Here is a 24,009-nt window from a genome sequence, read left to right on the forward strand (position 1 = left end):
ATGCCCTCACCCCAACCCTCTCCCGGAGGGAGAGGGAGGAAGAGAATGGCCATCGCCTTCGCAGCCGTCGTCTTCCTGCTCGCGCTGCTGCGCCTGTGGCCCCACGCCCCGCTGAGCGAAACCGTCGGCAGCTCGCGCGCGGTCTATGCGCAAGGCGGCGAGCTGATGCGGCTCACCCTTGCGGCCGATGAGCAGTACCGGCTCTGGGTGCCGCTGGAACGCATCTCGCCCACGCTGGTCGATGCGGTGCTGCTTTACGAGGACCGGCGCTTCTACGCGCACCCCGGCGTCAACCCGGCCGCGCTGGTGCGCAGCGCGTGGCGCATCGCGAGCGGCGAGCGCAGGCAGGGCGGCTCCACGCTCACGATGCAGCTCGCGCGGCGCGTCTATGGCATCGACAGCCGCACGCCCACAGGCAAGGTCGCGCAGATCTTCGCCGCGCTATGGCTGGAGGCGCGCTTCAGCAAGCACGACATCCTGGAGGCGTATCTCAACACTGCGCCCTATGGCGGCAACATCGAGGGCGTGCAGGCCGCGAGCCTCATCTACTTCCGTAAGGACGCCGCCAAGCTGAGCCTGCCCGAGGCGCTGACGCTCGCGGTGATTCCGCAGAACCCCGTCAAGCGCATCGCCGAGCGCGGGCGCAATGCCGAGCTGCAGTCGGCACGAGAGCGTCTTTGGGCGCTGTGGGCCGAGCGCGACCCGACGGCGAAGCAGCACGCGCCCGACGCGCAGCTCGCGCTGTCGGCGCAGTCGCGCGGCAGCCTGCCCTTTCTCGCGCCGCACGCCACCGACATGCTGCTTGCGCAGGAGCGAGGCGTGCAGGAGGTGCGAACCACCATCGACCTGCGCATGCAGGCTACGCTCGAACGCGTGATGGCGCAGTACCTGCGCGCGCATGCCGACGTGGGCATGACGAACGCGAGCGCCCTGCTGCTCGACGCCTCGACCATGCAGGTGCGCGCGCTGATCGGCTCGGCCGACTGGCACAACGACGCCATCGCGGGACAGGTCAACGGCACGCAGGCCAAGCGCTCGCCCGGGTCCACGCTCAAACCCTTCATCTATGCGCTGGCGCTCGACCAGGGGCTGCTGCATCCGAAGACGATGCTGAAAGATGCTCCAACCTCCTTCGGCCCCTACACGCCCGAGAACTTCGACCATCGCTTCGCGGGGCCGCTGCCGGCGCAGGAGGCGCTGATCCGCAGCCGCAACGTGCCCGCGGTGGCGGTGGCCGCGAAGCTCTCGAAGCCGGGGCTCTATGACTTCATGCGGCTTGCGGGCGTGCAGAAGCTGCAGAGCGAACAGCACTACGGCCTCGCGCTGGTGCTGGGCGGCGGCGAGGTCACACCGGAAGAACTGGCCGGCATGTACGCGACGCTGGCCAACGGCGGCGTCTCGCAGCCCATCCGCTACACGCAGCCCGCGCCCGACGAGAAGCCCGTGCAGCCGCTGCACCTGCTGAGCGAAGAGGCATCGTTCATCACGCTCGACATGCTGCGCCACACGCCGCGTCCCGACACCACGCTGCCCGCGCGCCCCGCCATCGCATGGAAGACGGGCACCTCGTGGGGCTTCCGTGATGCCTGGACCGCCGGCGTGTTCGGCCGCCACGTGCTGGTGGTGTGGGTCGGCAACTTCGATGGAAGCAGCAACCCGGCGCTGGTAGGCGTGGATGCCGCCGCTCCGCTCTTCCTGCGCATGGTCGACGCGCTGCGCGCCGAGCGGCTGGACCCCGGCGAGATGGCGTCGCGCCGACCGCCCGACCTGCGCCAGGTCGAAGTCTGCTCGGCGACCGGCGGCCTGCCCGACGCGCTGTGCCCGGTGCGCACCATGACATGGTTCATCGCCGGCAAGTCGCCGATCCAGGTCAGCAACCTGCATCGCGCGGTGTGGGTCGACGAGACGACGGGCAAGGTCGTCTGTGGCCCGCAGCCCAACGCGCGGCAGCAGGTGGTGGAGCAATGGGGCAGCGACATGCGCCGGCTGTTCCGCCAGGCGGGGCTGCCGCGAGCGAGCGCGCCTTCCGACGGCTGCGAGAAGGCGCAGGGCGGCGAAGGCGATGCGTCCTCGGACAGCGCGCCGCTCATCACATCGCCGCTGCGCGGCGTGCGCCACCCGCTGCGCGTGAAGAAGCCGGAGCCGCTGGTGCTGCGCGCCGAGGCTGCGGCCGGCACGCAGGCGATCTACTGGTTCGCGGACGACGCGCTCATCGGCCGCGCCGCGCCGGGCGAAGGCATCACCTGGATGCCCGATCTCGCGAGCTCGGGCCGGCGCTACCTGCTGCGCGCGGTCGATGACCAGGGGCGTGCGGAGTCGCGGGAAGTGACGGTCGACATCGCTCCCTGAAAGGGCGGTGGCGGGACGGCGATGTCATGGTTGTGTCATGCCCCGCCGGCATGGTCACGCGTTTTCCACTTGAACACTTTTCCGCTCATGACGCGCCTTGCCTCCCTGTCCTTCGTCGCCCTTGCTGCCGCCTTCGCATGCAGCGGTGCCGCGGCACAGACCGCCTTCCCCGCCACGCTCGCCGGCCATGCCGTGTTGCCCGCGCAGAGCTTCGTCGCCGCGCCCAAGGACGCGCCGGCCGACCTGCAGGTCAGCGGCAAGTTCACCACCGGCAAGCGCGTCGAGGTGCCCGGCTCGGTCGAAGGCCTCTCGGGCGGCCGCGGCACCGGCGTGTCGCTGCCCTTCAAGGGCCAGCCGCTGCAGGGCCACTCGGGCATCAAGAAGATGGACGACGGCAGCTTCTGGATCCTCACCGACAACGGTGCGGGCGCCAAGGCCAACTCGCCCGACTTCATGCTCTACCTGAACCACTACAAGGTGGACTTCAAGAGCGGCAAGTTCAACCGCATCGATACCGTCTTCCTGCACGACCCCGACAAGAAAGTGCCCTTCCGCATCGTTCACGAAGGCACCAAGCAGCGCTACCTGACGGGCTCCGACTTCGACCCCGAGAGCTTCCAGTTCGCCGGCGGCGCGCTGTGGATCGGCGAAGAGTTCGGCCCCTTCCTCATCAAGGCCGACCTCAAGGGCAAGGTGCTCGCGGTGTACGACACGCTGGTCGACGGCAAGGCCGTGCGCTCGCCGGATCATCCGGCCGTGACCACGCCGGGCGCGCCGGGCGGTGCGGTCGACTTCCAGATCAAGCGCTCCAAGGGTTTCGAAGGCATGGCCTCGTCGAAGGACGGCAGCAAGCTGTATGCGCTGCTCGAAGGCCCGGTGTGGAACGCCGAGGCCAAGGACTACGAGAAGGTCGAGGGCAAGGAAGCGCTGCGCGTGCTGGAGTTCGACGTGGCCACCGAGAAGTGGACCGGCCGCCACTGGAAATACGTGCTCGAGGCCAACGGCAACGCCATCGGCGACTTCAACATGATCGACGGCACCACCGGCCTCATCATCGAGCGCGACAACGGCGAAGGCACGAGCGACAAGGCCTGCCCCGAAGGCCAGAAGCGCACCGACTGCTTCCACGACATCGCGAAGTTCAAGCGCGTCTACAAGGTCGAGCTCAGCGACGCGAACGTGGGCGGCCCGGTGCGCAAGATCGGCTACATCGACCTGCTGAACATCGCCGATCCGGGCAAGCTCGCGCGCAAGCCCCTGAACGACGGCGTGCTGAAGTTCCCCTTCTTCACCATCGAGAACGTCGACGTGGTGGACGCCACGCACATCGTGGTCGGCAACGACAACAACCTGCCCTTCTCGAGCAGCCGCGAGCCGAACAAGGCGGACGACAACGAGCTGGTGCTGCTGGAGGCGGGAGCGCTGTTGCAGGCGAAGTGATTCGTGGATCCGGGGCTTGAATGCCCCGGATCGCAGGTGGAGTGAGCGGGAAGGTCTTTATCAGATGAGTATCATTCTCATCTTCTAGAGCCTTCTTCCTCGTTCCCATGAATCTCCGAACGACCTCGCACGCCGTCCGGCGCGCGTCGTGAGCGCTGGCGTTCGCCATCGCCTCGGCGTGGCTTCGCGTGCGATTGCCGCCATCGCGGGCGGCTACGGCGTCGCGGCGCTGTCTTCCATCGTGCTCGCCGTGTGCCTGCCTGCCCTCTTCGGCATGGCACGCAGCGAAGCCACGATGACCGGCATGCTCGCCTCCTTCGCCATCTTCGCGCTCGCGGTGATGTGGGTCTTCGCCGCGCGCACCGCGTTGCGCGCCTGGCTCGGCCTTGCCGTCGTGGCGACGGCGCTGGGCCTGCTGCTGCTGCTGCTGCTGCTGCTCATGCATTCCACCGGAGGCGCAGCATGAAGGAGGGCTTCCGCCAGTCGATGGCCTGGCTGCACACCTGGTCGGGCCTGCTGGTCGGCTGGGTGCTGTTCATGGTGTTCGCGGCCGGGACGGCCTCCTACTTCAAGGACGAGATCACTTTCTGGATGAAGCCCGAGCTGCATGCGGTCGCGCAGGCCCAGGTGCCGCCGCTGCAGGCGGCCGAGGGCGCGGTGGCCTATCTGCAGAAGCATGGGGCGAGCAGCCCGCGCTGGTTCATCAACCTGCCGACCGAGCGCCAGCCGTCGACCGACGTGTTGTATCTCGCCACCCCCACCTCGGGCGCCGCACCCGGCGACAAGCCGCGCCGCCGCTTCGACCGCGCCTCGCTCGACCCAGCCACCGGCGAGGCCCTCTCCGCTGCCCGCGTCACGCGCGGCGGCGAGTTCTTCTACCGCCTGCATTTCGACCTGCACTACATGCCCGCGCTGTGGGCGCGCTGGATCGTCGGCTTCTGCGCGATGCTCATGCTGGTGGCGATCTTCAGCGGCATCGTCACGCACAAGCGCATCTTCAAGGACTTCTTCACCTTCCGGCCGAAGAAGGGCCAGCGCTCCTGGCTCGACGCGCACAACGCGACGGCGGTGCTCGCGCTGCCCTATCACCTGATGATCACGTACACGGGCCTCGTCACGCTGATGTTCATGTACATGCCATGGGGGCCGCAGGTGGCCTACAAGGATCGCGGTGGCGAGCAGGCGTTCTTCTCCGAGGCGTTCCCGGGAACGGGCCGCGACCAGGTCAAGGCTTCGGGCAACAAGGTGCCGCTCGCGCCTATCGCGCCGATGATCGCGCAGGCCTCCGCGCACTGGAACGGCGCCGCCGTGGGCCGCATCACCGTGCACCAGCCCAACGACGCCAACGCGGTCGTCGCGATCACCCGTGCCGAGGGCCCGCAGATCTCGTACGAGAAGCCTTCGATGATGTTCAACGGCACCACTGGCGCGCTGATCGGCGCGTTCGGCGACGTGCCCAAGTCCGCGGCCCAGACGCGCGGCGTGCTCTACGGCCTGCACATCGGCCGCTTCGGCGATCCGCTGCTGCGCGCGCTGTTCTTCCTCTCGGGGCTCGCGGGCTGCCTGATGGTGGCGACGGGGCTGCTGCTGTGGGCCGTGAAGGAGCGCCAGAAGTTCGCGAAGACGCTCAAGCAGGGCGGGCGCGTCAGCTTCGGCCTGCGGCTGGTCGACGGGCTGAATCTCGGTGCCATCGCCGGCCTGCCCGTCGCGATGGCCGCCTTCTTCTGGGCCAACCGCCTGCTGCCGGTGGGCATCGCGGAGCGCGGAGAGGCGGAGATCCGCTGGTTCTTCATCGTCTGGGGCGCGGCCGCGGTGCTGGGCCTGCTGCGGCCTACCCTGCGCATGTGGCAGGCGCAACTGGCGGCCGGTGCGCTGCTGTTCGCGCTGCTGCCGGCGCTCAATGCCTTCACCGGCCCGACGCCGCTGACCGTGAGCCTGCGCTCGGGTCCGACCGCGGTGGCGGGCTTCGATCTGGTCACGATCGCGCTGGGCCTCGGGCTCGCGGGCGCGGTGTGGATCGTGGAGCGCAAGCGGCGCAAGTCCATCGCCGCCAGGCAGCAACAGGCGGAGAAGAAGGCGCCGCCATCGCCGCAGTCGGCGCTCGCCGCATCGGGCCAGGGCTCATGATGGCGATCGATTCGCTGCTCCTCGGCCTCGTCTTCGCCGCCTCGCTCGCGGGCTTCTGCGCGCTGAGCCTCGCGATGGACCGCCACAGCGAAGACGTCTTCGGCCGCGGCAGCACGCCGGGTGCGTGGCGTCGCTGGCTGCAGCTGGGCGGCGCGGTGCTGCTGTGCCTTTCGCTCGGCGCGAGCCTGCAGGCGGCGGGCAGTTCGATCGGCTGGGTGCTCTGGCTGGGCGCGCTCACGGCGGCGGCGCTGTCGACGGTGGCGCTGCTGAGCTATGCGCCGCGACGCTTCCACTGGATCGCGTTCGCGGCCACGGGCGTCGCGCTGTGCAGCCTGCTGCTCGCTTCGATCACGTCGTGACGAGGGCGCGCAGCGCCTGCCCGCTCATCGCCCCTTCCACTGCCTGCACGTAGAGCTTCGCCACTTCGCGCGCCGGTGTGCCTCTGGGGCCTTGCAGGTCCAGGGCATCCAGCGTCTCCCGCACCCAGCCGGGCGCGACGACGTTCGCGCGCAAGCCTCGCGGCAGTTCGGGCGCGGCCTGTGCCACGAAGGCTTCCAGCCCCGCGTTCGCGAGCGCGCCCGCGCTGCCGCCCGGCAGCACGCCGTCGAAGCTGCCTCCGGTCAGCGTGACGGAGCCGCCCTCGCGCAATCGCGCCACGGCGCGTTGCAGCAACGCGATCTGTCCGAAGAGCTTGGCCCGCAGCGCGTGCGCGAGTTCTTCATCGGACAGCGTGCCGAAGCGCGCCAGCCTCACGCTCGCCGCAGTGGACACCACCGCATCGACCTCGGGTACGGCATCGAACAGCGCGTCGATGGTCTGCGGCTCCGCGAGATCGATGCCCGGCGAACTGCGGCGTGAGACGGCGATCACCTCGTGCCGATCCGCCAGCGCAGCAGCCACCGCGCGGCCGATGGTGCCGCCCGCGCCGATCAGCACGATCCTCATGCCGGCCGCCGCACCGAACTGCCGCCCGAGAGCACCCCTTGCGTCATCGGCAGCGCCATGAAGTCGTGCGGGAAACCCAGCGAAATGGTGCTGGCCGCGTCGAGACGCTGAAGCGCCTCGCCGTCGAGCTGTACCTCGAGCGCGCCGAGGTTGTCCTCGAACTGCGCGAAGGTGCGCGCGCCGATGATTGGCATCACCGTCGGCGCACGACGATGCAGCAGCCACGCCAGCGCGATCTGCGCGCTCGAGCGGCCCTGCTCCTTCGCGATCTGCGCCACCGTCTCGGCGATGTCGAGCGAGCGGGCGGTCAGTGCGCCGTTGCCCACGGCCACGTCCTTGCGCGAACCCGTCACGCCCGAGCCCGGGTCCTTGCGATGGTCGAGGTCGGCGCGCGTGTACTTGCCCGAGAGCACGCCGCTGCCCAGCGGCGACCACGCCAGCACGCCCAGGCCCAGCTCCTGCGCCATCGGCAGCAGCTCGCGTTCCACGGTGCGCTCGATCAGGCTGTACTCGATCTGCAGCGCCACCAGCGGCGCCCAGCCGCGCAGCTCGGCCAGCGTCTGCATGCGCGCGATCTGCCAGGCCGGCGTGTCGGAGATGCCCGCGTACAGCACCTTGCCCGAGCGCACGAGGTCGTCGAAGGCGCGCATCACTTCATCGAAAGGCGTGAGGTTGTCCCAGATGTGCAGGTACAGCAGGTCGATGTAGTCGGTGCCCAGGCGCTTCAGGCTGGCTTCCACCGAGCGGACCATGTTGCGACGGTGGTTGCCGCCCGCGTTCGGGTTGCCCGGCTGCATGTTGAGGGAGTACTTGGTGGCTACCACCACCGACTCGCGCCGGTCGGCGATGAACTGGCCCAGCAGCTGCTCCGAGCTGCCGTTGGTATAGAAGTTGGCGGTGTCGATGAAGTTGCCGCCGCGCTCCACGTAGGCGTCGAACATGCGGCGCGATTCGCCCGCGTCGGCGCCCCAGCCCCATTCCTGGCCGAAGGTCATGGTGCCCAGCGACATGGGGCTGACGCGCAGGCCCGAGCGGCCGAGGGTGATGTAGTCGTCCAGCTTCATGATGCAGATTCCTTTCGTTTCGAGGTGAGGGCGGCGACGCGAGCACCGCATCGCCATGGCCTCGAAGGTATTTGCGCGATTGCTTCGGAAAAAGCCGGCTGAGACGAATGCTTTATGAAGCCAGTCTTCATAATGGCCGCCATGTCGCCCGAACTGCTGCCTGCCATTGCCGCCTTCGCCCGCGTGGCGCATCACGCCAGCTTCACTCGCGCCGCGGAAGAACTCGGCGTGTCGCCATCGGCCCTGTCGCAGACCGTGCGCACGCTCGAGCAGAAGCTCGGCGTGCGCCTGCTCGACCGAACCACGCGCCGCGTCGGCGTGACTGAGCTGGGCCAGCAATTCCTGGCGGGTGCGCAGCAGGGGCTGGCAACGCTGGCGCAGGCGGTCGAAGGCATCGACGAGGCGCGCGACAAGCCCGCCGGCCTGCTGCGCCTGAACGTCTCGCGCGTGGCGGCTGAGCTGCTCTTCTTCCCGCACTTCGGCGCGTTCGCTTCCGCCTACCCCGACATCACGCTCGAGTTCGTCTGCGACAACCGCATGGTCGACCTGGTGGAAGGCGGCTTCGACGCCGGCATCCGTTTAGGCGAAAGCCTCGCGCAAGACGTGGTGGCCGTTCCCGTGGGCGGGCCGCTGCGCATGGTCACCTACGCGGCGCCCAGCTACCTGAAGGGGCGCAAGCTGCCGCGCACGCCCGAAGACCTGCGCGAGCACCGGTGCCTGAACTACCGCCTGACCACCGGCGGCCTCTATCGCTGGGAATACGCGCAGGACGGGCGCGTGCTCGACGTGGAGCTCGCCGGCCCGCTGATCAGCAACGACAGCGACCTGCTGCTCGCGGCCGCGCGCTCCGGCGCGGGCATCGCCACTTCCTTCGAGGGCGCGGTGCTGGAAGATTTCGCGAGCGGCCGTCTCCTGCCGCTGCTGGAACCCTGGTGGCCGACCTTCCCGGGCTTCTATCTCTACTACCCGAGCCGCGCGCAGATGCCGCGCAAGCTGCGGGTGTTCATCGATTTCCTGCAGGCGCGGCATGCGCCGCCGCCGGTGTCGCAGCGGGCGGTCAAGAATGCCTCGGCCCCGCGATCGCGTCGGCCCGCTAGAGCTCGCGCGCAGCGCGCGGCAGCCGTTCGCCCAAAATCGTGACCAGTGAATGCGCTTCGGCTTCGTCGAGCGAAGGCGCGATCCTGAAGGTGCGCTGCCCGTAGTCGAACGCGATCGGCCCCACTCCCGCGCCGAAGAGCGGCGGCATCACCGTGCGCTGATTGCGGAAGACATCGAATGAGAACTCCACGACCCGCAGGCGTGCAATCGCGTTGACTGCATAGGCGCGCGTGCGTCCCAAGCCCCAGATTTCCACGCGATGAACCAGCGATCCCTCTTCGACCGAAATGAGTTCGCGGCCGAAGAGCTGCCACAGCAGGCACAGGAACGCCCACGCACCAGCCGCGGTCCAGCCCGCGAACCAGAGGGCAAGGAACCATCGATCGTTGTCGCGGCGGCTCGGATACAGCAGCTGGTTCGCTGCGGTGAATTCGCCGAAGCACCAGCCGGCCAGCCACACGCCCATGAAGATCAGGAACAGCCAGTGCTTTCGTGCGGGCACCACGGCCCGAAGCCCACCTCCGGATGTCGTCTCGATGGCGTAGCGGGCGGCCAGCGGCTTGACGTGCATGGCGGCCGGGCGGTCAGCCCCGCATCAGCGCCTCGATCTCGTCCGCCTTCACCGGCACGCCGCGCGAAATGAGTTCGCAGCCGGTGGCGGTGACGATCGCGTCGTCCTCGATGCGGATGCCGATGTTGTGGAACTGCTCGGGCACGCCGTCGGCGGGCCGCACGTAGATGCCGGGTTCCAGCGTGAGCACCATGCCGGGGTGCAGGATGCGGCTGGGCCGGTTCTTGATGACTTCGTTCGACAGCGGATCTTTCCGCTCGCTCACTTCGCCGACCTGCGTGGGCTCGACGTAGCTGCCGCAGTCGTGCACGTCCATGCCGAGCCAGTGGCCGGTGCGGTGCATGTAGAACTGGAAGTAGGCGCGCGTGTCGATCACGTCGTCGACGCTGCCGACCTTGTTGGCGTCGAGCAGGCCGAAGTCGAGCATGCCCTGCGCCAACACCTTCACCGCCGCGTCGTGCGGATCGTTGAAGCGGTTGCCGGCCTTGGTGGCGGCTGCGGCCGCGTCCTGGCTGGCCAACACGAGGTCGTACAGCGCGCGCTGCGGACCGGTGAACTTGCCGTCGGCGGGAAAGGTGCGCGTGATGTCGCTGGCGTAGCCGTCGAGTTCGCAGCCCGCATCGATCAGCACCAGCTCGCCCTTGCGCACGGGCGCGGCATCGGCGCGGTAGTGCAGCACGCAGGCGTTGGCGCCGGCCGCGACGATGGAGTAGTAGGCCGGGTACTGCGAGCCGCCGAGGCGGAATTCGTGCAGCAGCTCGGCGTCGAGGTGGTACTCGCGGGCGTCCTTGCCTTCGCGCAGCATGCGGGCCGACAGCTGCATCGCGCGGACGTGCGCACGGGCGCTGATCTGCGCGGCGCGGCGCATGATGTCCTGCTCGTGCGCGTCCTTGACCAGGCGCATCTCGTCGAGCGGACCGCACAGGTCGCGCTGCTCGTCGGGGCACAGCGCGCCGTAGCGCACGCGCGCGCGCACCGATTGCAGCCAGCCGTCGACGCGGCTTTCCAGGCCCTTGTGAATGGCGAAGGGAAACCACACGGTGGCGCGGTTCTCGAGCAGCTTGGGCAGCTTCGCGTCGAGTTCGGTGACAGGAAATGCCTCGTCGACGCCCAGCGCCGCGGGCGCCGCGTCGGGGCCGAGGCGGTAGCCGTCCCAGATCTCGCGCTCGATGTCCTTGGGCGCGCAGAACAGCGTGGCGCGGCCGTCGCCCGCCAGCACCAGCCAGGCGTTGGGCTCGGTGAAGCCGGTCAGGTAATAGAAGTAGCTGTCGTGGCGATATAGGAAGTCGGTGTCGCGGTTGCGCGGCCGCTCGGGCGCGGTCGGGATGATGGCGATGCCGTCCTTGCCGAGTTGCGAGGCGAGGCGTGCGCGGCGCTCGGCGTAGATCGTGGTGGCGATGTCTGCTGCGGTCATCTTGTTGGCGTCGTGTTCAGTTGGGCGAGCCGTTCGGGCGTTCCCACATCGGTCCAGGGGCCGGTGTAGAGCTCGGCGCTCACGAGTTCATTGTCCATCGCGGCGCGCAGGATCGGGGCCAATGGGGCTTTGCGGCCGGCGGGGTTGCCGGTCGGGATGTCGCAGTAAGGCGGCGCGAAGAGCGCGGCGCGGTACAGGCCGATGGTCGAGAAGGTGAACTTTTCGGGCGCGGTGTTGAGCGCGAGGCCGTCCGCGGAAAGGCCGAAATCGCCCTTGGGGTTGTGCGCGGGGTTGGGCACCAGCCAGAGGTGCGCGAGCCTGCCGCTGGCGACGAAACGCTCGAGCGAGGCCTGCGTGAAGGCGAATCCGGGCGCGAACACGTCGCCGGCTGCGACCCAGAAAACATCGCCCAGCAGGGGCAGCGCACGCACGATGCCGCCGGCTGTTTCCAGCGCGCCGCCGAAGTCGCGGCCTTCGTCGGAGTATGAAATCGATAGCGCAGGGAGCCCATCCAGCAAGGGGTTTGGGCCGAAGCGGTCAGAAATCTGCGCGCCGAGCCAGTCGGTATTGACGATCAGCTCGGTGAAGCCGCCGGCGGCCAGCGCCTCCATCGGCCATTGCATCAGGGGCTTGCCGCGCACCTCCAGCAGGGGCTTGGGGCAGGTGTCGGTCAGAGGCCGCATGCGCTCGCCGCGCCCGGCGGCCAGGATCATGGCCCGCACCGCGTTGCCGCTCACGCCGCGACCCGTCCGCGCTGCAGCTCGTTGCGTTCGCTGTGCAGGGGCTGGAACACCGACACCAGGCACTCCATCAGCGCATGGGCCTTGGCCGAGTGGTCGCCGCTGAAGTTGCAGACGTACACGTCGAGCGTCACGCCGCGCTGCTCGGGCCAGGTGTGGATGCACAGGTGCGACTCGGCCAGCAGCACCGTGGCCGTGACCCCGCCCGGGCCTTGCGGCGTGGCCGGAAAGCCGTGGATCAGCTTGCCCACCGCCTGCAGCCCGGCGGCGCTCACCGCCTTGAGGCAGACCGCGCCCAGGGCGTCGCGGTCGGTGAGCCACTGCAGGCCGCATTGGCAGTCGTGGAGGTCGGCGGTGAGGTGCAGCCCGTGCATGGGTGGCAACTCTAGCAGTCCGTCCGGAGGGCGACACACGTGGGAACGCACAGAAGCATCGGAAGGGTGTTCAGGCCGTATCGGGAGCGTCCGGGGCTCGCCCGGTAAAATCGCGGGTTCTCCCCACCCCAATCCTCCCTTTTCCCTCCGAAAGTCCACCGCACATGGCAAACCACGCCCTGATGGCCAACGCAATCCGCGCACTGGCCATGGATGCCGTCCAACAAGCAAATTCCGGACATCCGGGCGCACCGATGGGCATGGCCGACATGGCCGTCGCACTCTGGGGCGATCACCTTCGCTACAACCCCGCCAACCCGCACTGGTTCGACCGCGACCGCTTCGTGCTCTCGAACGGCCACGCCTCGATGCTGCTGTACTCGGTGCTGCACCTGACCGGCTACGACCTGCCGATCGGCGAACTCAAGAACTTCCGCCAGCTGCACAGCAAGACCGCGGGCCACCCCGAAGTGGACGTGACCCCGGGCGTCGAGACCACCACCGGCCCGCTGGGCCAGGGCATCACCAACGCCGTGGGCTTCGCGCTGGCCGAGAAGCTGCTGGCTGCCGAGTTCAACCGCAAGGACCACGCCGTGGTCGACCATCACACCTACGCCTTCCTGGGCGACGGCTGCATGATGGAAGGCATCAGCCATGAAGCCTGCGCGCTGGCCGGCGCCTGGCATCTGAACAAGCTGATCGCGCTGTACGACGACAACGGCATCAGCATCGACGGCCAGGTCAAGCCCTGGTTCATCGACAACACCGAAGAGCGCTTCAAGGCCTACGGCTGGAACGTCATCGGCCCGATCGACGGCAACGACGCCGCGGCGGTGTCCAAGGCCATCGCCAAGGCCAAGAAGGAAGAGTCGAAGCCCACGCTGATCGTCTGCAAGACCGTCATCGGCAAGGGCAGCCCGAACCGCGCCGGCACCGCCAAGGCGCACGGCGAGGCGCTGGGCGCGGAAGAAATCGTGCTTACCCGCGAAGCCATCGGCTGGCCCTACCCCGCCTTCGAGATCCCGGCCGATGTGTATGCCGACTGGGACCACAAGGAAGCCGGCGCCAAGACCGAAGCCGCCTGGAACGACAAGTTCGCCGCCTACGCCGCCGCCTACCCCGAGCTGGCCGCCGAGTTCACCCGCCGCATGAAGGGCGAGCTGCCCAAGGACTTCCACCAGGTCGCGTTCGACACCGTGGTCGCCGCCCACACCAAGGGCGAGACCGTCGCCAGCCGCAAGGCCAGCCAGCTCGCGCTGGAAGCCTTCACGGCCGCGCTGCCCGAAATGCTCGGCGGCAGCGCCGACCTGACCGGCTCGAACCTCACCAACACCAAGAGCACGCCCGCGCTGCGCTTCGACGCCGCCACCGGCGCCGTGGTCCGCACCGAGCCCTCCGAACAGCACCCCGAAGGCCAGATCGGCCGCCACATCAACTACGGCGTGCGCGAGTTCGGCATGGCCGCCATCATGAACGGCGTGGCGCTGCATGGCGGCTACATCCCCTACGGCGGCACCTTCCTCACCTTCAGCGACTACAGCCGCAACGCCATCCGCATGGCCGCGCTGATGAAGCGCCGCGTGATCCACGTGTTCACGCACGACTCCATCGGCCTGGGCGAAGACGGCCCGACGCACCAGTCGATCGAGCACGCCGCCTCGCTGCGCCTCGTTCCCAACCTCGACGTCTGGCGTCCGGGCGACACGGCCGAGACGGCCGTGGCCTGGGCCGTGGCGCTGCAGAACCAGTCGCGCCCCACGGCGCTGCTGCTGAGCCGCCAGAACATCGCCTACGCGCCGAAGAGCGAACTCGGCGACATCAGCCGCGGCGCCTATGTGCTCGCGGAGCCTGAAGTCGTCGGCCTCAAGAGCAAGAAGACGGCTGCCGTCATCATCGCCACCGGTTCCGAAGTGCCGCTCGCGCTGGCCGCGCAGAAGCTGCTGGCCGAGAAGAAGATCGCCGTGCGCGTGGTGTCGATGCCCTCGACCACCACCTTCGACCGCCAGGACCTCGCCTACAAGAAGAGCGTGCTGCCGAAGAAGCTGCCGCGCATCGCAGTCGAGATGGGCTGCACCGGCGGCTGGTGGAAGTACGGCTGCGCGGCAGTCGTCGGCATCGACACGTACGGCGAATCGGCACCGGCACCGGCGCTGTTCAAGCACTTCGGATTCACGGCGGAGAACGTCGCCGCCACGGTGGAAGCCGCGTTGCGCGACTGATCGGTCAATCCGATCTCTCGCCGGTTCACGACAAACAAGTTTTTCAACCTTAGGAGCAAGTCAGATGGCTATCAAACTCGGTATCAACGGCTTCGGCCGCATCGGTCGCAACGTGCTGCGCGCAGCGGTGCAGAACTTCAAGAACGACATCGAGATCGTTGCCATCAACGACCTGCTCGAGCCCGAATACCTGGCCTACATGCTCCAGTACGACTCGGTGCATGGCCGCTTCAAGGGCGAAGTCACGGTCGAAGGCAACACGCTGATCGTGAACGGCAAGAAGATCCGCCTCACGCAGGAACGCGACCCCGCGCAACTGAAGTGGAACGAAGTTGGCGCCGACGTCGTGCTGGAATCGACCGGCCTCTTCCTCACGAAGGAAACGGCGCAGAAGCACATCGACGCGGGCGCCAAGAAGGTGATCCTGTCGGCACCGTCGAAGGACGACACGCCCATGTTCGTCTACGGCGTGAACGACAAGAAGTACGCCGGCGAAGCCATCGTCAGCAACGCCAGCTGCACCACCAACTGCCTGGCCCCGCTGGCCAAGGTGCTGAACGACAAGTGGGGCATCAAGCGCGGCCTGATGACCACCGTGCACGCCGCCACCGCCACGCAGAAGACCGTGGACGGCCCGAGCAACAAGGACTGGCGCGGCGGCCGCGGCATCCTGGAAAACATCATTCCCTCGAGCACTGGCGCTGCCAAGGCCGTGGGCGTGGTGATTCCCGAGCTCAACAAGAAGCTCACCGGCATGAGCTTCCGCGTGCCGACCTCCGACGTGTCGGTGGTCGACCTGACGGTCGAGCTGGTGAAGGAAGCCACGTACAAGGAAATCTGCGCCGAGATGAAGGCACAGAGCGAAGGCGCGCTCAAGGGCGTGCTGGGCTACACGGAAGACAAGGTGGTCGCCACCGACTTCCGCGGCGACCCGCGCACCTCGATCTTCGACGCCGAAGCCGGCATCGCGCTCGACGGTACGTTCGTGAAGCTCGTGAGCTGGTACGACAACGAATGGGGCTACTCGAACAAGTGCCTGGAGATGGTGAAGGTCGTGTCGAAGTAAGGCTTCGCGGCTTCAATGAAAAAACGCGCCCGAGGGCGCGTTTTTTACTTGGAAGACAAAGGGCCTCTTGTCCGCTTCTAGAATCGAATAACAATTTATTACGAGGAGAAGCGAGTGATTGCGAAACTGCTTGGCATTGGCCTGGGCGCCTTCTTGATTGTTGGCTGTGCCCACAAAGTGGATGTCGGGAGCACCTCGGCGGCGTACGAAGTGCGTCGCGACAGGGTTCAACCCACCAAGGCCTATGTGGCGGTATCCAGCGATCTGGCCACCCTCGAGAAAGTCGTCAAGCCAGGGCAGATTTGCGGCGCACATAGCTACCCTGTCAGCTTGGGGCCCGCCATCAAGACATCCATCGTGCGTACTGTCTCCGCGGCGCATCAATCGGTGGTGCCGGTCCAGACCTCCGGCGAGTCCGGCAAAGATGGAGTGCTGTACACCTTCGCGCTTGACGACTTCAATCCGCGACTGCGCTTCCAGCCTGGTTTCTTCGTGGGCACCGCAGATGCAAGCGTTGAAATTTCCATCAGGACTACCGCTGTGTCACCCGAAGGGCGAGAACTCGCGACCACCACGGTTCGTGGTTACGGACAGGAATCCATCGAGGGGGAGTGTGCGGTCGGTGCGCAAGCTCTCGGCAGGGCGACGGAGAAAGCCGTGCGCGTGTCCCTCGAGAATTTCGTCGCGCGGGTGATCAACCAGCGGCTGGACTGACGCCTGCGTGCGAGAAGCTCAACGCAGCAGCTTCTCGTTCCTTCGGATCTCGCTGCTCAACTGCGACGTCAACCGCGTTGCGGCCCTTCGCGCCGCCAGTCCGAAGTCGCCCTTGAACTCGCCGAACTCCGCCGTGCCGTTGCCCACGGCACGCACGCGTGAAACCTCTGCGCCAGCTGCATCGGTCACCACGCACGACACCTCGGCCGTGAACGAGGTCGGCGGCCAGCTGATGAGAGAGGATGAGCTCGAGTCGGTCTTGATGCGCGGCGAGAACACCAGCGACACGCCGGCCGCCTCGTTCGCCTTCGCGTCGCCGGCGGTGCGCAGCACCACCACGTCGCGGTACACGGCGCGCAGCGCATCGCGGATCGACTTCTCCAGGTCGCGGTACGGGTAGTAGCTCACGCGGTCGCCGCTGCCGCCGGGCGTGACCACTTCGAGGTCGCGGTCCGCGTCGGTCATCACGTAGGCGACCTTCTTCGGAACGAGGTGCGCCTGCGAACGCGCCGGCGCGGTCTCGGTGATCATGGTGATCGGGTGCACGCAGCCGGCGAGCAGCAACAGGGCCGACAGCGCGATGGTCGCTGGACGAAAAAGGAACTGCATCGAAGCGCCTCCTGGCCTCTGGGGATCAACGGCCGATGGCGGCCACGAACTGCGGATCGGCATACACCTGCCGCAGCAAGGCACGCACGAGGCGCGGATACGCGGCCTGCCCGGCGGGCACGGCGACGATGCTGGCGTAGCTCGAATCGAAGGCGGTCTCCGCGCGGTAGGTCTTGCGCAGGCGCTGCGTGGTGTCGCGCGTGACGGTGATCTCGACTTCCATGCGGCCGCTGCCGTTGATCACGCCCAGGTCGATCTCGTTGACCAGCACGCGCGCCGCGATGCGCGTGGGCGCCTTCGGGTCGTAGACGGAGATCTCGCCGAGGTCGCGCATCATCGCGTCCTGCAGGTACTGCGCGAAGCTGCCGCTGGGCGACAGCAGCCTGGCGCTGCGCAGGCGCACGGTGTTGACCTTCTCTTCGGCGTCGGTCGGCTGCGCCTTCGCGAGGGCCACCATGCCGGGGCGCGTGGCCTCCAGCTTGTCGAGGGTTTCGTAGTCGGCCGCGTAGGGCGGCGCCAGCAATGGCGCGCAGCCGGTGGCTAAAACGGCGGCTGCCAGCGCGCCGGGCAGGAACAGGCTGCGCAAGCGCCAGCCTTGCTGCGAACTAAAGATCGCCATGCCTTCGGTTCCCCTCTCTCCACGAGGCCCGCGATGCATGCATCGTGCATCGGTGGTGCGTGCTCCCGGCGCGACGGTAGCACGCATCGCGCCGCGCGCGAATGCATGAAGCCGCGAAACCGAAGGGTGCGCGACGAGGTTGGAGGCGAGCCTCAGACCGGCTCGAGCACGTGGATCAGCTTGCCCTCGGTGAATTCCTTCGTCTTCTCGCTGTGCGCCTTCATGTGCGGCGCGACCGCGTGCGCCTGCAGGTGCGCCAGCGTTTCCCACTTCTCGATCACGACGAAGGTGTCGGGGCCGAAGCTGGCCTTGGACGTGGGAATGCCCTGCGCGTCGACCGTGGCGCCGTACTCGATGCAGCCCTCCTCGGCCAGCACGGCCGCACGGTTGGCGGCGAAGGCTTCGAGCAGCTTGGCGCGCTGGCCCGGCTTGGCGGTGATGACGGCGACGACGTGGATCATTGAAAGGGTCTCCGGTTGAGTGAGTGGTGAATACGACGGTCGAATCTAAGAGATTTGGCGCGACCGTGCCGGTCAGGTCCGCGACAACGCCACGGCCTTGTCCCTATCATCGCCCGCATGTTCTTTCCGCTGCCCTGCACGGCCACCGCGCCCTTCTGTCCTTCCGAAGTCAAGGGCAGCGTGGCTGTCCCGCAGGACCTGCCCTTCTTCAAGAAACTGATGCGCTACGCGGGCCCGGGCCTGCTGGTGTCGGTCGGCTACATGGACCCGGGCAACTGGGCGACCGACATCGAGGCCGGCTCGCGCTTCGGCTACGGGCTGCTGTTCGTGGTGCTGCTCGCGAGCCTGGCCGCGATGCTGCTGCAGACGCTGTGCGTGCGGCTGGGCATCGTCGCACGCAAGGACCTGGCCCGCGCCTGCCGCGAGCACTACTCGCCGCGCGTCAACCGGCTGCTGTGGCTGGGCGCCGAGCTGGCCATCGTGGCCTGCGACCTCGCCGAGGTGCTGGGCAGTGCGCTCGCCCTGCACCTGCTGTTCGGCGTGTCGATCCCGGTGGGCATCGCCATCACGGCCTTCGACACGCTGTTGGTGCTGGGCCTGCAGGGCGCGGGCTTCCGCCGCGTGGAGGCCATCGTGCTGGGGCTCGTGGGCACCATCGCGGCCTGCTTCGTCGTCGAGCTGGCGATGTCGCCGCCCAACTGGTTCGGCGTGGCGATGGGCTTCGGCCCGAGCCTGGAGCGGCTGCACCAGCCGGGCGCGCTGTACCTGGCCATCGGCATCGTCGGCGCGACGGTGATGCCGCACAACCTGTACCTGCATTCCTCCATCGTGCAGACGCGCCTCGTGGCCGACACCGAGCCCGCGCGCCGCGAGGCGGTGCGCTTCTGCACGCTCGACGCGGTGGTGTCGCTCTCGCTCGCGCTGCTGGTCAACGCGGCCATCATGGTGCTCGCGGCCAGCGCCTTCCACGCAACCGGCCACCGCGAGGTGACGGAGATCGACGATGCCTACCGGCTGCTGGAGCCCATCGTCGGCAGCGCGGTCGCGGCCACGCTGTTCGGCATCGCGTTGCTGGCCTCGGGGCAGAGCTCGACCTTCACCGGCACCATCGCGGGCCAGATCATCATGGAAGGCTTTCTCGACCTGAAGATCCCGTGCTGGCAGCGCAGGCTCATCACGCGCGCGCTGGCGCTCGGGCCGGCATGGCTGGGCGTCTGGTGGTTCGGCGACGGCGGCGTGGGCAAGATGCTTGTGCTCAGCCAGGTGGTGCTGAGCTTCCAGCTGCCGTTCGCGATGTGGCCGCTGATCCGCTTCACGAGCAGCCGCGCGCTGATGGGCGACTTCGCCAACGGCGCGGTGGTGAAGTCGCTGGCGTGGCTGCTGTTCGGCGTGATCGGCGCGGCCAACGTGTGGCTGATCGCGTCGGTGGTCCTGGGCGGCGCCTAGGCCTCAGCGCTTGCCCGCTTCCTTCCACAGGTGCACCAGCGCCTCCGGCGCCTCGGCCTCGGGCACATCGAAGCTTACGAAGATGTCCTGCTGCTCGCCGGCGCTGCGCACGAGCACCTCGACGCGGTAGAAGCGCTGGTCGCCGCCCGACACCGTTGCGCCGGCCTGCTGCCCGGCATGTGGCACGGCGCTCTCCAGCGCATCGCCGATCTGCCGGCGCAGCTCCTGCGTGCAGTCGCCGAGCTGGAAGCTGCGCGGCTGCGCGAGACCCGGCACGTAGGCCACGCCGCCCTCGCGCGTCACGCGCACGGTGGTCGCCTCGTTCAGCGGTGGCAGGCGGATCATGGCTCGATCACCCCCACGGCCTGCCAGGCGTCGGCCACCGCCTTGCGGACCGCGCTGCCGGCACCGAAGCGCTGCGACGCGACATCGACGCTGAGCGTCGCGAAGGCCTCGAAGTCGGCGTCCTGGCGCAGGCGCCTGTCGCGCAGCGTGTCGTACCAGACGCGTCCCGCGGTCTCCCAAGCCGGTCCGCCGATGGCGACGGCCGCCAGATGGAAGGCGCGGTTCGGAATGCCCGAGTTGATGTGCACGCCGCCGTTGTCCTGCGAGGTGACGACGAAGTCTTTCATGTGCGCGGGCTGCGGGTCCTTGCCGATCACCGGGTCGTCGTAGGCGGTGCCGGGCTCGGCCATCGAACGCAGGGCCTTCGCCTTCACGCTGGACATGAAGAGCCCGGCGCCGATGAGCCAGTCTGCCTGCTGCGCGGTCTGCTTCAGCACGTGCTGCTTCACGAGCACGCCGAACACGTCGCAGATCGATTCGTTGAGCGCGCCGGGCTGCCCCTGATAGACGAGCCCGGCCTCGTGGTCGATCACGCCGTGCGTGAGCTCGTGGCCGATGATGTCCACCGCGATGGTGAAGCGGTTCATCACCTCGCCGTCACCGTCGCCGAACACCATCTGCGTGCCGTTCCAGAAGGCGTTGTCGTAGTCCTTGCCGTAGTGCACGCTGCCGGTCAGCGGCATGCTCGCGCCGTCGATGGAGTCGCGCTCGTACACGTCGTGGTACAGCCGCCAGGTCGCGCCCAGGTGGTCGTAGGCCTCGTCGGCCGCGATGTCGCCGGTGGCGGGCCTGCCTTCGGTGCGCACCAGCTTTCCGGGCAGCACGGTCTTGTGGACCGCGTCGTAGATCGCGCGTTCCGGCGAGTTGGGCCGCGCCGCGCGCGGCGGCACGGCAGTCGCGCCCTGCACCACCGCCGGCGGCACGAACCCGCGCAGCGCGCGGTGCTCGCGGTCGATCGTCAGCGTGTTCACCGCGCGTTCGCTGAGGGGCGCGCTGGCGTTCTCGGCGAGCCGGCTCAGCAGGTAGGGCGGCACGAAGGCGGGCGGCAGGGTCTGCAGCGTGCGCGATGGCATGAAACGGCCTTTCGTCGAGGAGCGATCAGGAGCGATCGGTTCGAAAACACCGTAGCAGAAACACGGCCCCGCGCCTGTCGGATCGTGGCTCAAGCCCTGGGCGGCATGTCGTCTTTTCCGAGCGCGGCGGCCATGAAGTCGACGAAAGTTCGCACGCGCGCCGACAGCTGGTGGCGCTGCGGGTATACCGCGTAGATGTCGGCGTCGGGCGTGCGGTAGTTGGCCAGCACCTGCACCAGCCGGCCGCTGCGCAGGTAGCGCGCGATGTCCCACTCGGCGCGCATCAGGATGCCGTGGCCGTCGAGTGCCCAGTTGACCGCGATCTCGCCGTCGTTGGTGCTGAGCATGCCGCGCGTCTTCACTGCCTCGGTGCGCTGTGCAGTGCCGCGCCCGCTGCTCAGCCGCCAGATGCCGTAGCCCTCGTCGCCCTGGCGGATGCCTATGCAGCGATGGCGCGTGAGGTCGTTGGGCACCTTGGGCTGCCCCGCGCGCGCGAGGTAGGCGGGCGAGGCGCACAGCAGGCGCCGGTTCGACGCGATGCGCCGCGCGATCACGCGGGCCTCGGGCGGCGCGCCGAAGCGGATGCAGACGTCGAATGCGTCGTCGGTCAGCGGCGGCGGGTTCACCGAAAGCTGCAGCTGCACTTCGACCTGCGGATGCTTGCGTGCGAACTTCGAGATCAGCGGCGCCACGTGGCTGCGCCCGAAGCCCAGCGTGGCGTTCACGCGCAGCAGCCCCTGCGGCTCGCCCTTCGCACCACCGAGCAGCTGCGCCATGTCGTCGATCTCGCCGAGGATGCGACGCGCGTGCGCCACGTAGAGCTCGCCCTCGGGCGTGAGGCTCATGCGCCGCGTGGTGCGGTTCACCAGCGTGACGCCCAGGCGGGCTTCCATCTGCGCGAGGCGCTTGCTGACCGCGGGCGTGCTGATGCCGAGCTCGCGCGCCCCTGCGCTCAGGCTGCCGCTGGCCGCGAGCGTGGAGAAAAAACCGAGGTCGGCGGGTTGGACCGGGGTTGCCATGGGTGATTCGATTGTTGAATTCAGGTTAACGATGGATTCACTTTCGGCGTGAATCGTTCGATGCGGTCGATCCTACAGTGGGAGCCCGACAGAGCACATACACACGAACGAGGACATCGACGATGAGCAGCTACAGCATTGCCACCATTCCCGGCGACGGTATCGGCAAGGAAGTGATCCCGGCAGGCCGCCAGGTGATGGAGGCGCTGGCCGCGGCCTCCGGCGGCGCGCTGAGCTTCAGCTTCGAGGACTTCGGCTGGGGCGGCGACTGGTACCGCGAGCACGGCGAGATGATGCCGGCCAACGGCCTCGACGCGCTGCGCAAGAAGGACGCCATTCTTTTCGGCTCCGCGGGCGACCCGCACATTCCGGACCACATCACGCTGTGGGGCCTGCGCCTGAAGATCTGCCAGGGCTTCGACCAGTACGCCAACGTGCGGCCCACTCGCATCCTGCCCGGCATCGACGCGCCGCTGAAGCGCTGCAGGGCGGAAGACCTGAACTGGGTGATCGTGCGCGAGAACTCCGAGGGCGAGTACGCCGGCGTCGGCGGCCGCGTGCACCAGGGCCATCCGATCGAGGCGGCCACCGACGTGAGCATGATGACCCGCGCGGGCGTCGAGCGCATCATGCGCTTCGCCTTCGGGCTGGCCCGCTCGCGGCCGCGCAAGCTGCTCACCGTGGTCACAAAGAGCAACGCGCAGCGCCACGCGATGGTGATGTGGGACGAGATCGCACTGCAGGTCTCGAAGGAGTTCCCCGACGTGAGCTGGGACAAGGAACTCGTCGACGCCTGCACCGCCCGCATGGTCAACCGGCCGGCCTCGCTCGACACCATCGTCGCCACCAACCTGCACGCCGACATCTTGAGCGACCTCGCGGCCGCGCTCGCGGGCAGCCTGGGCATCGCGCCCACCGGCAACATCGACCCGGAGCGGCGCTATCCGTCGATGTTCGAGCCGATCCACGGCTCGGCCTTCGACATCATGGGCAAGGGGCTCGCCAATCCGGTGGGCACCTTCTGGTCGGTGGTGATGCTGCTCGAGCACCTGGGCGAAGCCGAGGCGGCGCGCCGCGTGATGGCCGCGGTGGAGCACGTCACGGCCAACCCTTCCCTGCACACGCGTGACCTGGGCGGCACAGCGACCACCGAGCAGGTGACGCGCGCGGTGTGCGCGCACATAGCGGCCGAGCCGCTGCGGCTGGCGGCCTGATCCGCCGCCCCGGGCGAACGAGCGATTCCACGGTATCCGCGCGCCTCGATGCGCGCACCACTACAACGAGCCGGAGACAAACCATGAACGCTTCATCGAACGCGCGCCGTCGGCGCACCGTACTGAGTGCCGCAGTCCTCGCAGTGGGGTTGGGCACTACGGCCTTCGCCTTTGCGCAGCAGCCTCAGCCCACTCCAGGCTGGCCAGCGCGGCCCATCAGCCTCGTCGTGCCCTTCCCCGCCGGCGGCACCACCGACGTGCTGGCCCGCGCGCTGGCCGACAAGCTCTCGCAGTCGCTCGGCCAGCCGGTGGTGGTCGAAAGCAAGCCGGGCGCCGGCGCCACGCTGGGCGCCGACTACGTGGCCAAGGCCAAGCCCGACGGCTACACGCTGCTGATGGGGGCGGTGCATCACACCATCGCCACCAGCGTGTACAAGAAGCTGCCCTACGACTTCCAGAAGGACCTGGCGCCCATCACCGTCGTGGCCATGGTGCCGAACGTGCTGGTCATCAACGCCGCGAACACGCCCGCGAAGAACGTGGCCGAGCTGGTGGCGCTCGCCAAGGCCGCGCCCGAGAAGCTGGCCTACGGCTCCAACGGCAACGGCACGGCGCAGCACCTGATCGGCACGCAGTTCCAGGCGAGCACCGGCGCGAAGCTGCTGCACGTTCCCTACAAGGGCAGCGGGCCGCTCACCACCGACCTGCTCGGCGGTCAGGTGGCGATGTCCTTCGACACCATCACGCCGGTGCTGCAGCACATCAAGGGCGGCAAGCTGCGCGCGCTGGCCGTGACCACCGCGCGGCGCTCGTCGGTGCTGCCGGACGTGCCGACGCTGGACGAAGCGGGGCTCAAGGGTTTCGACATCGGCACCTGGTTCGGCGTGCTCGCGCCGGCGGCCACGCCGAAGGAGATCGTCGCGCGCCTGAACGCCGAGATGGTGAAGATCATCCATTCGCCCGACTTCGCGCAGCGCATGCAGGCCATCGGCGCCGAGCCGCTGGGCGGCACTCAGGAAGAGATGGCGCGGCAGATCCGCGAGGAGACGGCCAAGTTCGCGAAGCTGGTGAAGGAAGGCGGCGTCGCGATCGAGTAAGTCGA

At 68.3% G+C, this 24,009-nt stretch carries 24 protein-coding genes; 12 read left to right on the forward strand and 12 right to left on the reverse strand.

Going from position 1 to position 24,009, the window contains the following annotated elements; genetic code table 11:
* Positions 1 to 45: 45 nt before the first annotated feature.
* The 5 genes from pbpC (at position 46) to BMY35_RS04800 (ending at position 6,275) form a co-directional block, all read left to right on the forward strand.
* Positions 46 to 2,349, forward strand: coding sequence for a penicillin-binding protein 1C (gene pbpC, locus BMY35_RS04780; protein WP_093195857.1), 2,304 nt, complete (start codon positions 46 to 48; stop codon positions 2,347 to 2,349).
* Positions 2,350 to 2,436: 87 nt separating this feature from the next.
* A complete protein-coding gene (locus BMY35_RS04785; protein WP_093195858.1) occupies positions 2,437 to 3,789 on the forward strand; it encodes an esterase-like activity of phytase family protein in 1,353 nt (450 codons plus the stop codon).
* 148 nt (positions 3,790 to 3,937) lie between these two features.
* Complete coding sequence (locus tag BMY35_RS04790; RefSeq protein WP_093195859.1) at positions 3,938 to 4,255, forward strand: DUF3649 domain-containing protein; 318 nt, start codon at positions 3,938 to 3,940, stop codon at positions 4,253 to 4,255.
* Complete coding sequence (locus tag BMY35_RS04795; protein WP_093195860.1) at positions 4,252 to 5,916, forward strand: PepSY-associated TM helix domain-containing protein; 1,665 nt, start codon at positions 4,252 to 4,254, stop codon at positions 5,914 to 5,916. The genes BMY35_RS04790 and BMY35_RS04795 overlap by 4 nt, the downstream gene beginning before the upstream one ends.
* On the forward strand, positions 5,916 to 6,275 hold the full coding sequence (locus tag BMY35_RS04800; RefSeq protein ID WP_093195861.1) for a DUF3325 domain-containing protein: 360 nt from the start codon (positions 5,916 to 5,918) through the stop codon (positions 6,273 to 6,275). Before BMY35_RS04795 ends, BMY35_RS04800 begins: the two co-directional genes overlap by 1 nt.
* On the opposite strand, the gene BMY35_RS04805 is transcribed toward BMY35_RS04800, so the two are convergent.
* Both BMY35_RS04805 and BMY35_RS04810 read right to left on the reverse strand, forming a co-directional pair.
* Positions 6,265 to 6,861, reverse strand: a complete 597-nt coding sequence (locus BMY35_RS04805) for a short chain dehydrogenase (RefSeq protein WP_093195862.1) — start codon at positions 6,859 to 6,861, stop codon at positions 6,265 to 6,267. The two genes, BMY35_RS04800 and BMY35_RS04805, sit on opposite strands and share 11 nt — an antisense overlap.
* Positions 6,858 to 7,925, reverse strand: coding sequence for an aldo/keto reductase (locus BMY35_RS04810; RefSeq protein WP_093195863.1), 1,068 nt, complete (start codon positions 7,923 to 7,925; stop codon positions 6,858 to 6,860). The genes BMY35_RS04805 and BMY35_RS04810 overlap by 4 nt, the downstream gene beginning before the upstream one ends.
* Positions 7,926 to 8,066: 141 nt before the next feature.
* Here BMY35_RS04810 and BMY35_RS04815 point away from each other — a divergent pair, with 141 nt between their 5' ends.
* Complete coding sequence (locus BMY35_RS04815) at positions 8,067 to 9,065, forward strand: LysR family transcriptional regulator (protein ID WP_093196174.1); 999 nt, start codon at positions 8,067 to 8,069, stop codon at positions 9,063 to 9,065.
* Here the strand turns inward: BMY35_RS04815 and BMY35_RS04820 are convergent.
* The 4 genes from BMY35_RS04820 to speD are packed head-to-tail and all read right to left on the reverse strand — an operon-like array spanning position 9,019 to position 12,122.
* Positions 9,019 to 9,594, reverse strand: coding sequence for a hypothetical protein (locus BMY35_RS04820; protein ID WP_093195864.1), 576 nt, complete (start codon positions 9,592 to 9,594; stop codon positions 9,019 to 9,021). The two genes, BMY35_RS04815 and BMY35_RS04820, sit on opposite strands and share 47 nt — an antisense overlap.
* A 13-nt stretch (positions 9,595 to 9,607) precedes the next feature.
* The gene (locus BMY35_RS04825) at positions 9,608 to 11,008 is read right to left on the reverse strand and encodes an aminopeptidase P N-terminal domain-containing protein (protein ID WP_093195865.1); all 1,401 of its coding nucleotides are present in this window, start codon (positions 11,006 to 11,008) and stop codon (positions 9,608 to 9,610) included.
* A complete protein-coding gene (locus BMY35_RS04830) occupies positions 11,005 to 11,721 on the reverse strand; it encodes a nucleotidyltransferase family protein (protein ID WP_093196175.1) in 717 nt (238 codons plus the stop codon). Before BMY35_RS04830 ends, BMY35_RS04825 begins: the two co-directional genes overlap by 4 nt.
* Before the next feature lie 20 nt (positions 11,722 to 11,741).
* A complete protein-coding gene (gene speD, locus BMY35_RS04835) occupies positions 11,742 to 12,122 on the reverse strand; it encodes an adenosylmethionine decarboxylase (protein WP_093195866.1) in 381 nt (126 codons plus the stop codon).
* Positions 12,123 to 12,286: 164 nt separating this feature from the next.
* Between speD and tkt the strand changes: the two genes are divergently transcribed.
* The 3 genes from tkt to BMY35_RS04850 all read left to right on the forward strand — a co-directional run bounded on the left by tkt (position 12,287) and on the right by BMY35_RS04850 (position 16,121).
* Entirely contained in the window at positions 12,287 to 14,341 is a 2,055-nt protein-coding gene (tkt, locus tag BMY35_RS04840) for a transketolase (RefSeq protein WP_093195867.1), read from the forward strand.
* Positions 14,342 to 14,405: 64 nt separating this feature from the next.
* The gene (gene gap, locus BMY35_RS04845) at positions 14,406 to 15,407 is read left to right on the forward strand and encodes a type I glyceraldehyde-3-phosphate dehydrogenase (RefSeq protein WP_093195868.1); all 1,002 of its coding nucleotides are present in this window, start codon (positions 14,406 to 14,408) and stop codon (positions 15,405 to 15,407) included.
* Positions 15,408 to 15,521: 114 nt separating this feature from the next.
* On the forward strand, positions 15,522 to 16,121 hold the full coding sequence (locus tag BMY35_RS04850) for a hypothetical protein (protein ID WP_093195869.1): 600 nt from the start codon (positions 15,522 to 15,524) through the stop codon (positions 16,119 to 16,121).
* 18 nt (positions 16,122 to 16,139) lie between these two features.
* On the opposite strand, the gene BMY35_RS04855 is transcribed toward BMY35_RS04850, so the two are convergent.
* From BMY35_RS04855 to BMY35_RS04865, 3 genes are all read right to left on the reverse strand, one after another.
* Positions 16,140 to 16,730, reverse strand: coding sequence for a hypothetical protein (locus BMY35_RS04855; protein WP_093195870.1), 591 nt, complete (start codon positions 16,728 to 16,730; stop codon positions 16,140 to 16,142).
* 25 nt (positions 16,731 to 16,755) lie between these two features.
* Complete coding sequence (locus tag BMY35_RS04860; protein WP_093195871.1) at positions 16,756 to 17,349, reverse strand: hypothetical protein; 594 nt, start codon at positions 17,347 to 17,349, stop codon at positions 16,756 to 16,758.
* Between the two features lie 152 nt (positions 17,350 to 17,501).
* Positions 17,502 to 17,810, reverse strand: a complete 309-nt coding sequence (locus BMY35_RS04865) for a putative quinol monooxygenase (RefSeq protein WP_093195872.1) — start codon at positions 17,808 to 17,810, stop codon at positions 17,502 to 17,504.
* Between the two features lie 117 nt (positions 17,811 to 17,927).
* Here BMY35_RS04865 and BMY35_RS04870 point away from each other — a divergent pair, with 117 nt between their 5' ends.
* Complete coding sequence (locus tag BMY35_RS04870) at positions 17,928 to 19,256, forward strand: Nramp family divalent metal transporter (RefSeq protein WP_093195873.1); 1,329 nt, start codon at positions 17,928 to 17,930, stop codon at positions 19,254 to 19,256.
* 3 nt (positions 19,257 to 19,259) lie between these two features.
* Here BMY35_RS04870 and BMY35_RS04875 read toward each other — a convergent pair whose 3' ends face one another.
* The 3 genes from BMY35_RS04875 to BMY35_RS04885 form a co-directional block, all read right to left on the reverse strand.
* On the reverse strand, positions 19,260 to 19,601 hold the full coding sequence (locus BMY35_RS04875; protein WP_093195874.1) for a protealysin inhibitor emfourin: 342 nt from the start codon (positions 19,599 to 19,601) through the stop codon (positions 19,260 to 19,262).
* On the reverse strand, positions 19,598 to 20,674 hold the full coding sequence (locus tag BMY35_RS04880) for a M4 family metallopeptidase (protein ID WP_093195875.1): 1,077 nt from the start codon (positions 20,672 to 20,674) through the stop codon (positions 19,598 to 19,600). Before BMY35_RS04880 ends, BMY35_RS04875 begins: the two co-directional genes overlap by 4 nt.
* Before the next feature lie 89 nt (positions 20,675 to 20,763).
* Entirely contained in the window at positions 20,764 to 21,693 is a 930-nt protein-coding gene (locus tag BMY35_RS04885) for a LysR family transcriptional regulator (protein ID WP_093195876.1), read from the reverse strand.
* Positions 21,694 to 21,815: 122 nt separating this feature from the next.
* Between BMY35_RS04885 and BMY35_RS04890 the strand changes: the two genes are divergently transcribed.
* Entirely contained in the window at positions 21,816 to 22,907 is a 1,092-nt protein-coding gene (locus BMY35_RS04890; RefSeq protein ID WP_093195877.1) for a tartrate dehydrogenase, read from the forward strand.
* An 83-nt stretch (positions 22,908 to 22,990) separates the two neighbouring features.
* Positions 22,991 to 24,004, forward strand: a complete 1,014-nt coding sequence (locus BMY35_RS04895; RefSeq protein WP_093195878.1) for a Bug family tripartite tricarboxylate transporter substrate binding protein — start codon at positions 22,991 to 22,993, stop codon at positions 24,002 to 24,004.
* Positions 24,005 to 24,009: the final 5 nt, after the last annotated feature.

The sequence above is a fragment of the Variovorax sp. YR750 genome (assembly GCF_900109805.1).
Taxonomy (GTDB): Bacteria; Pseudomonadota; Gammaproteobacteria; order Burkholderiales; family Burkholderiaceae_C; genus Variovorax; species Variovorax gossypii.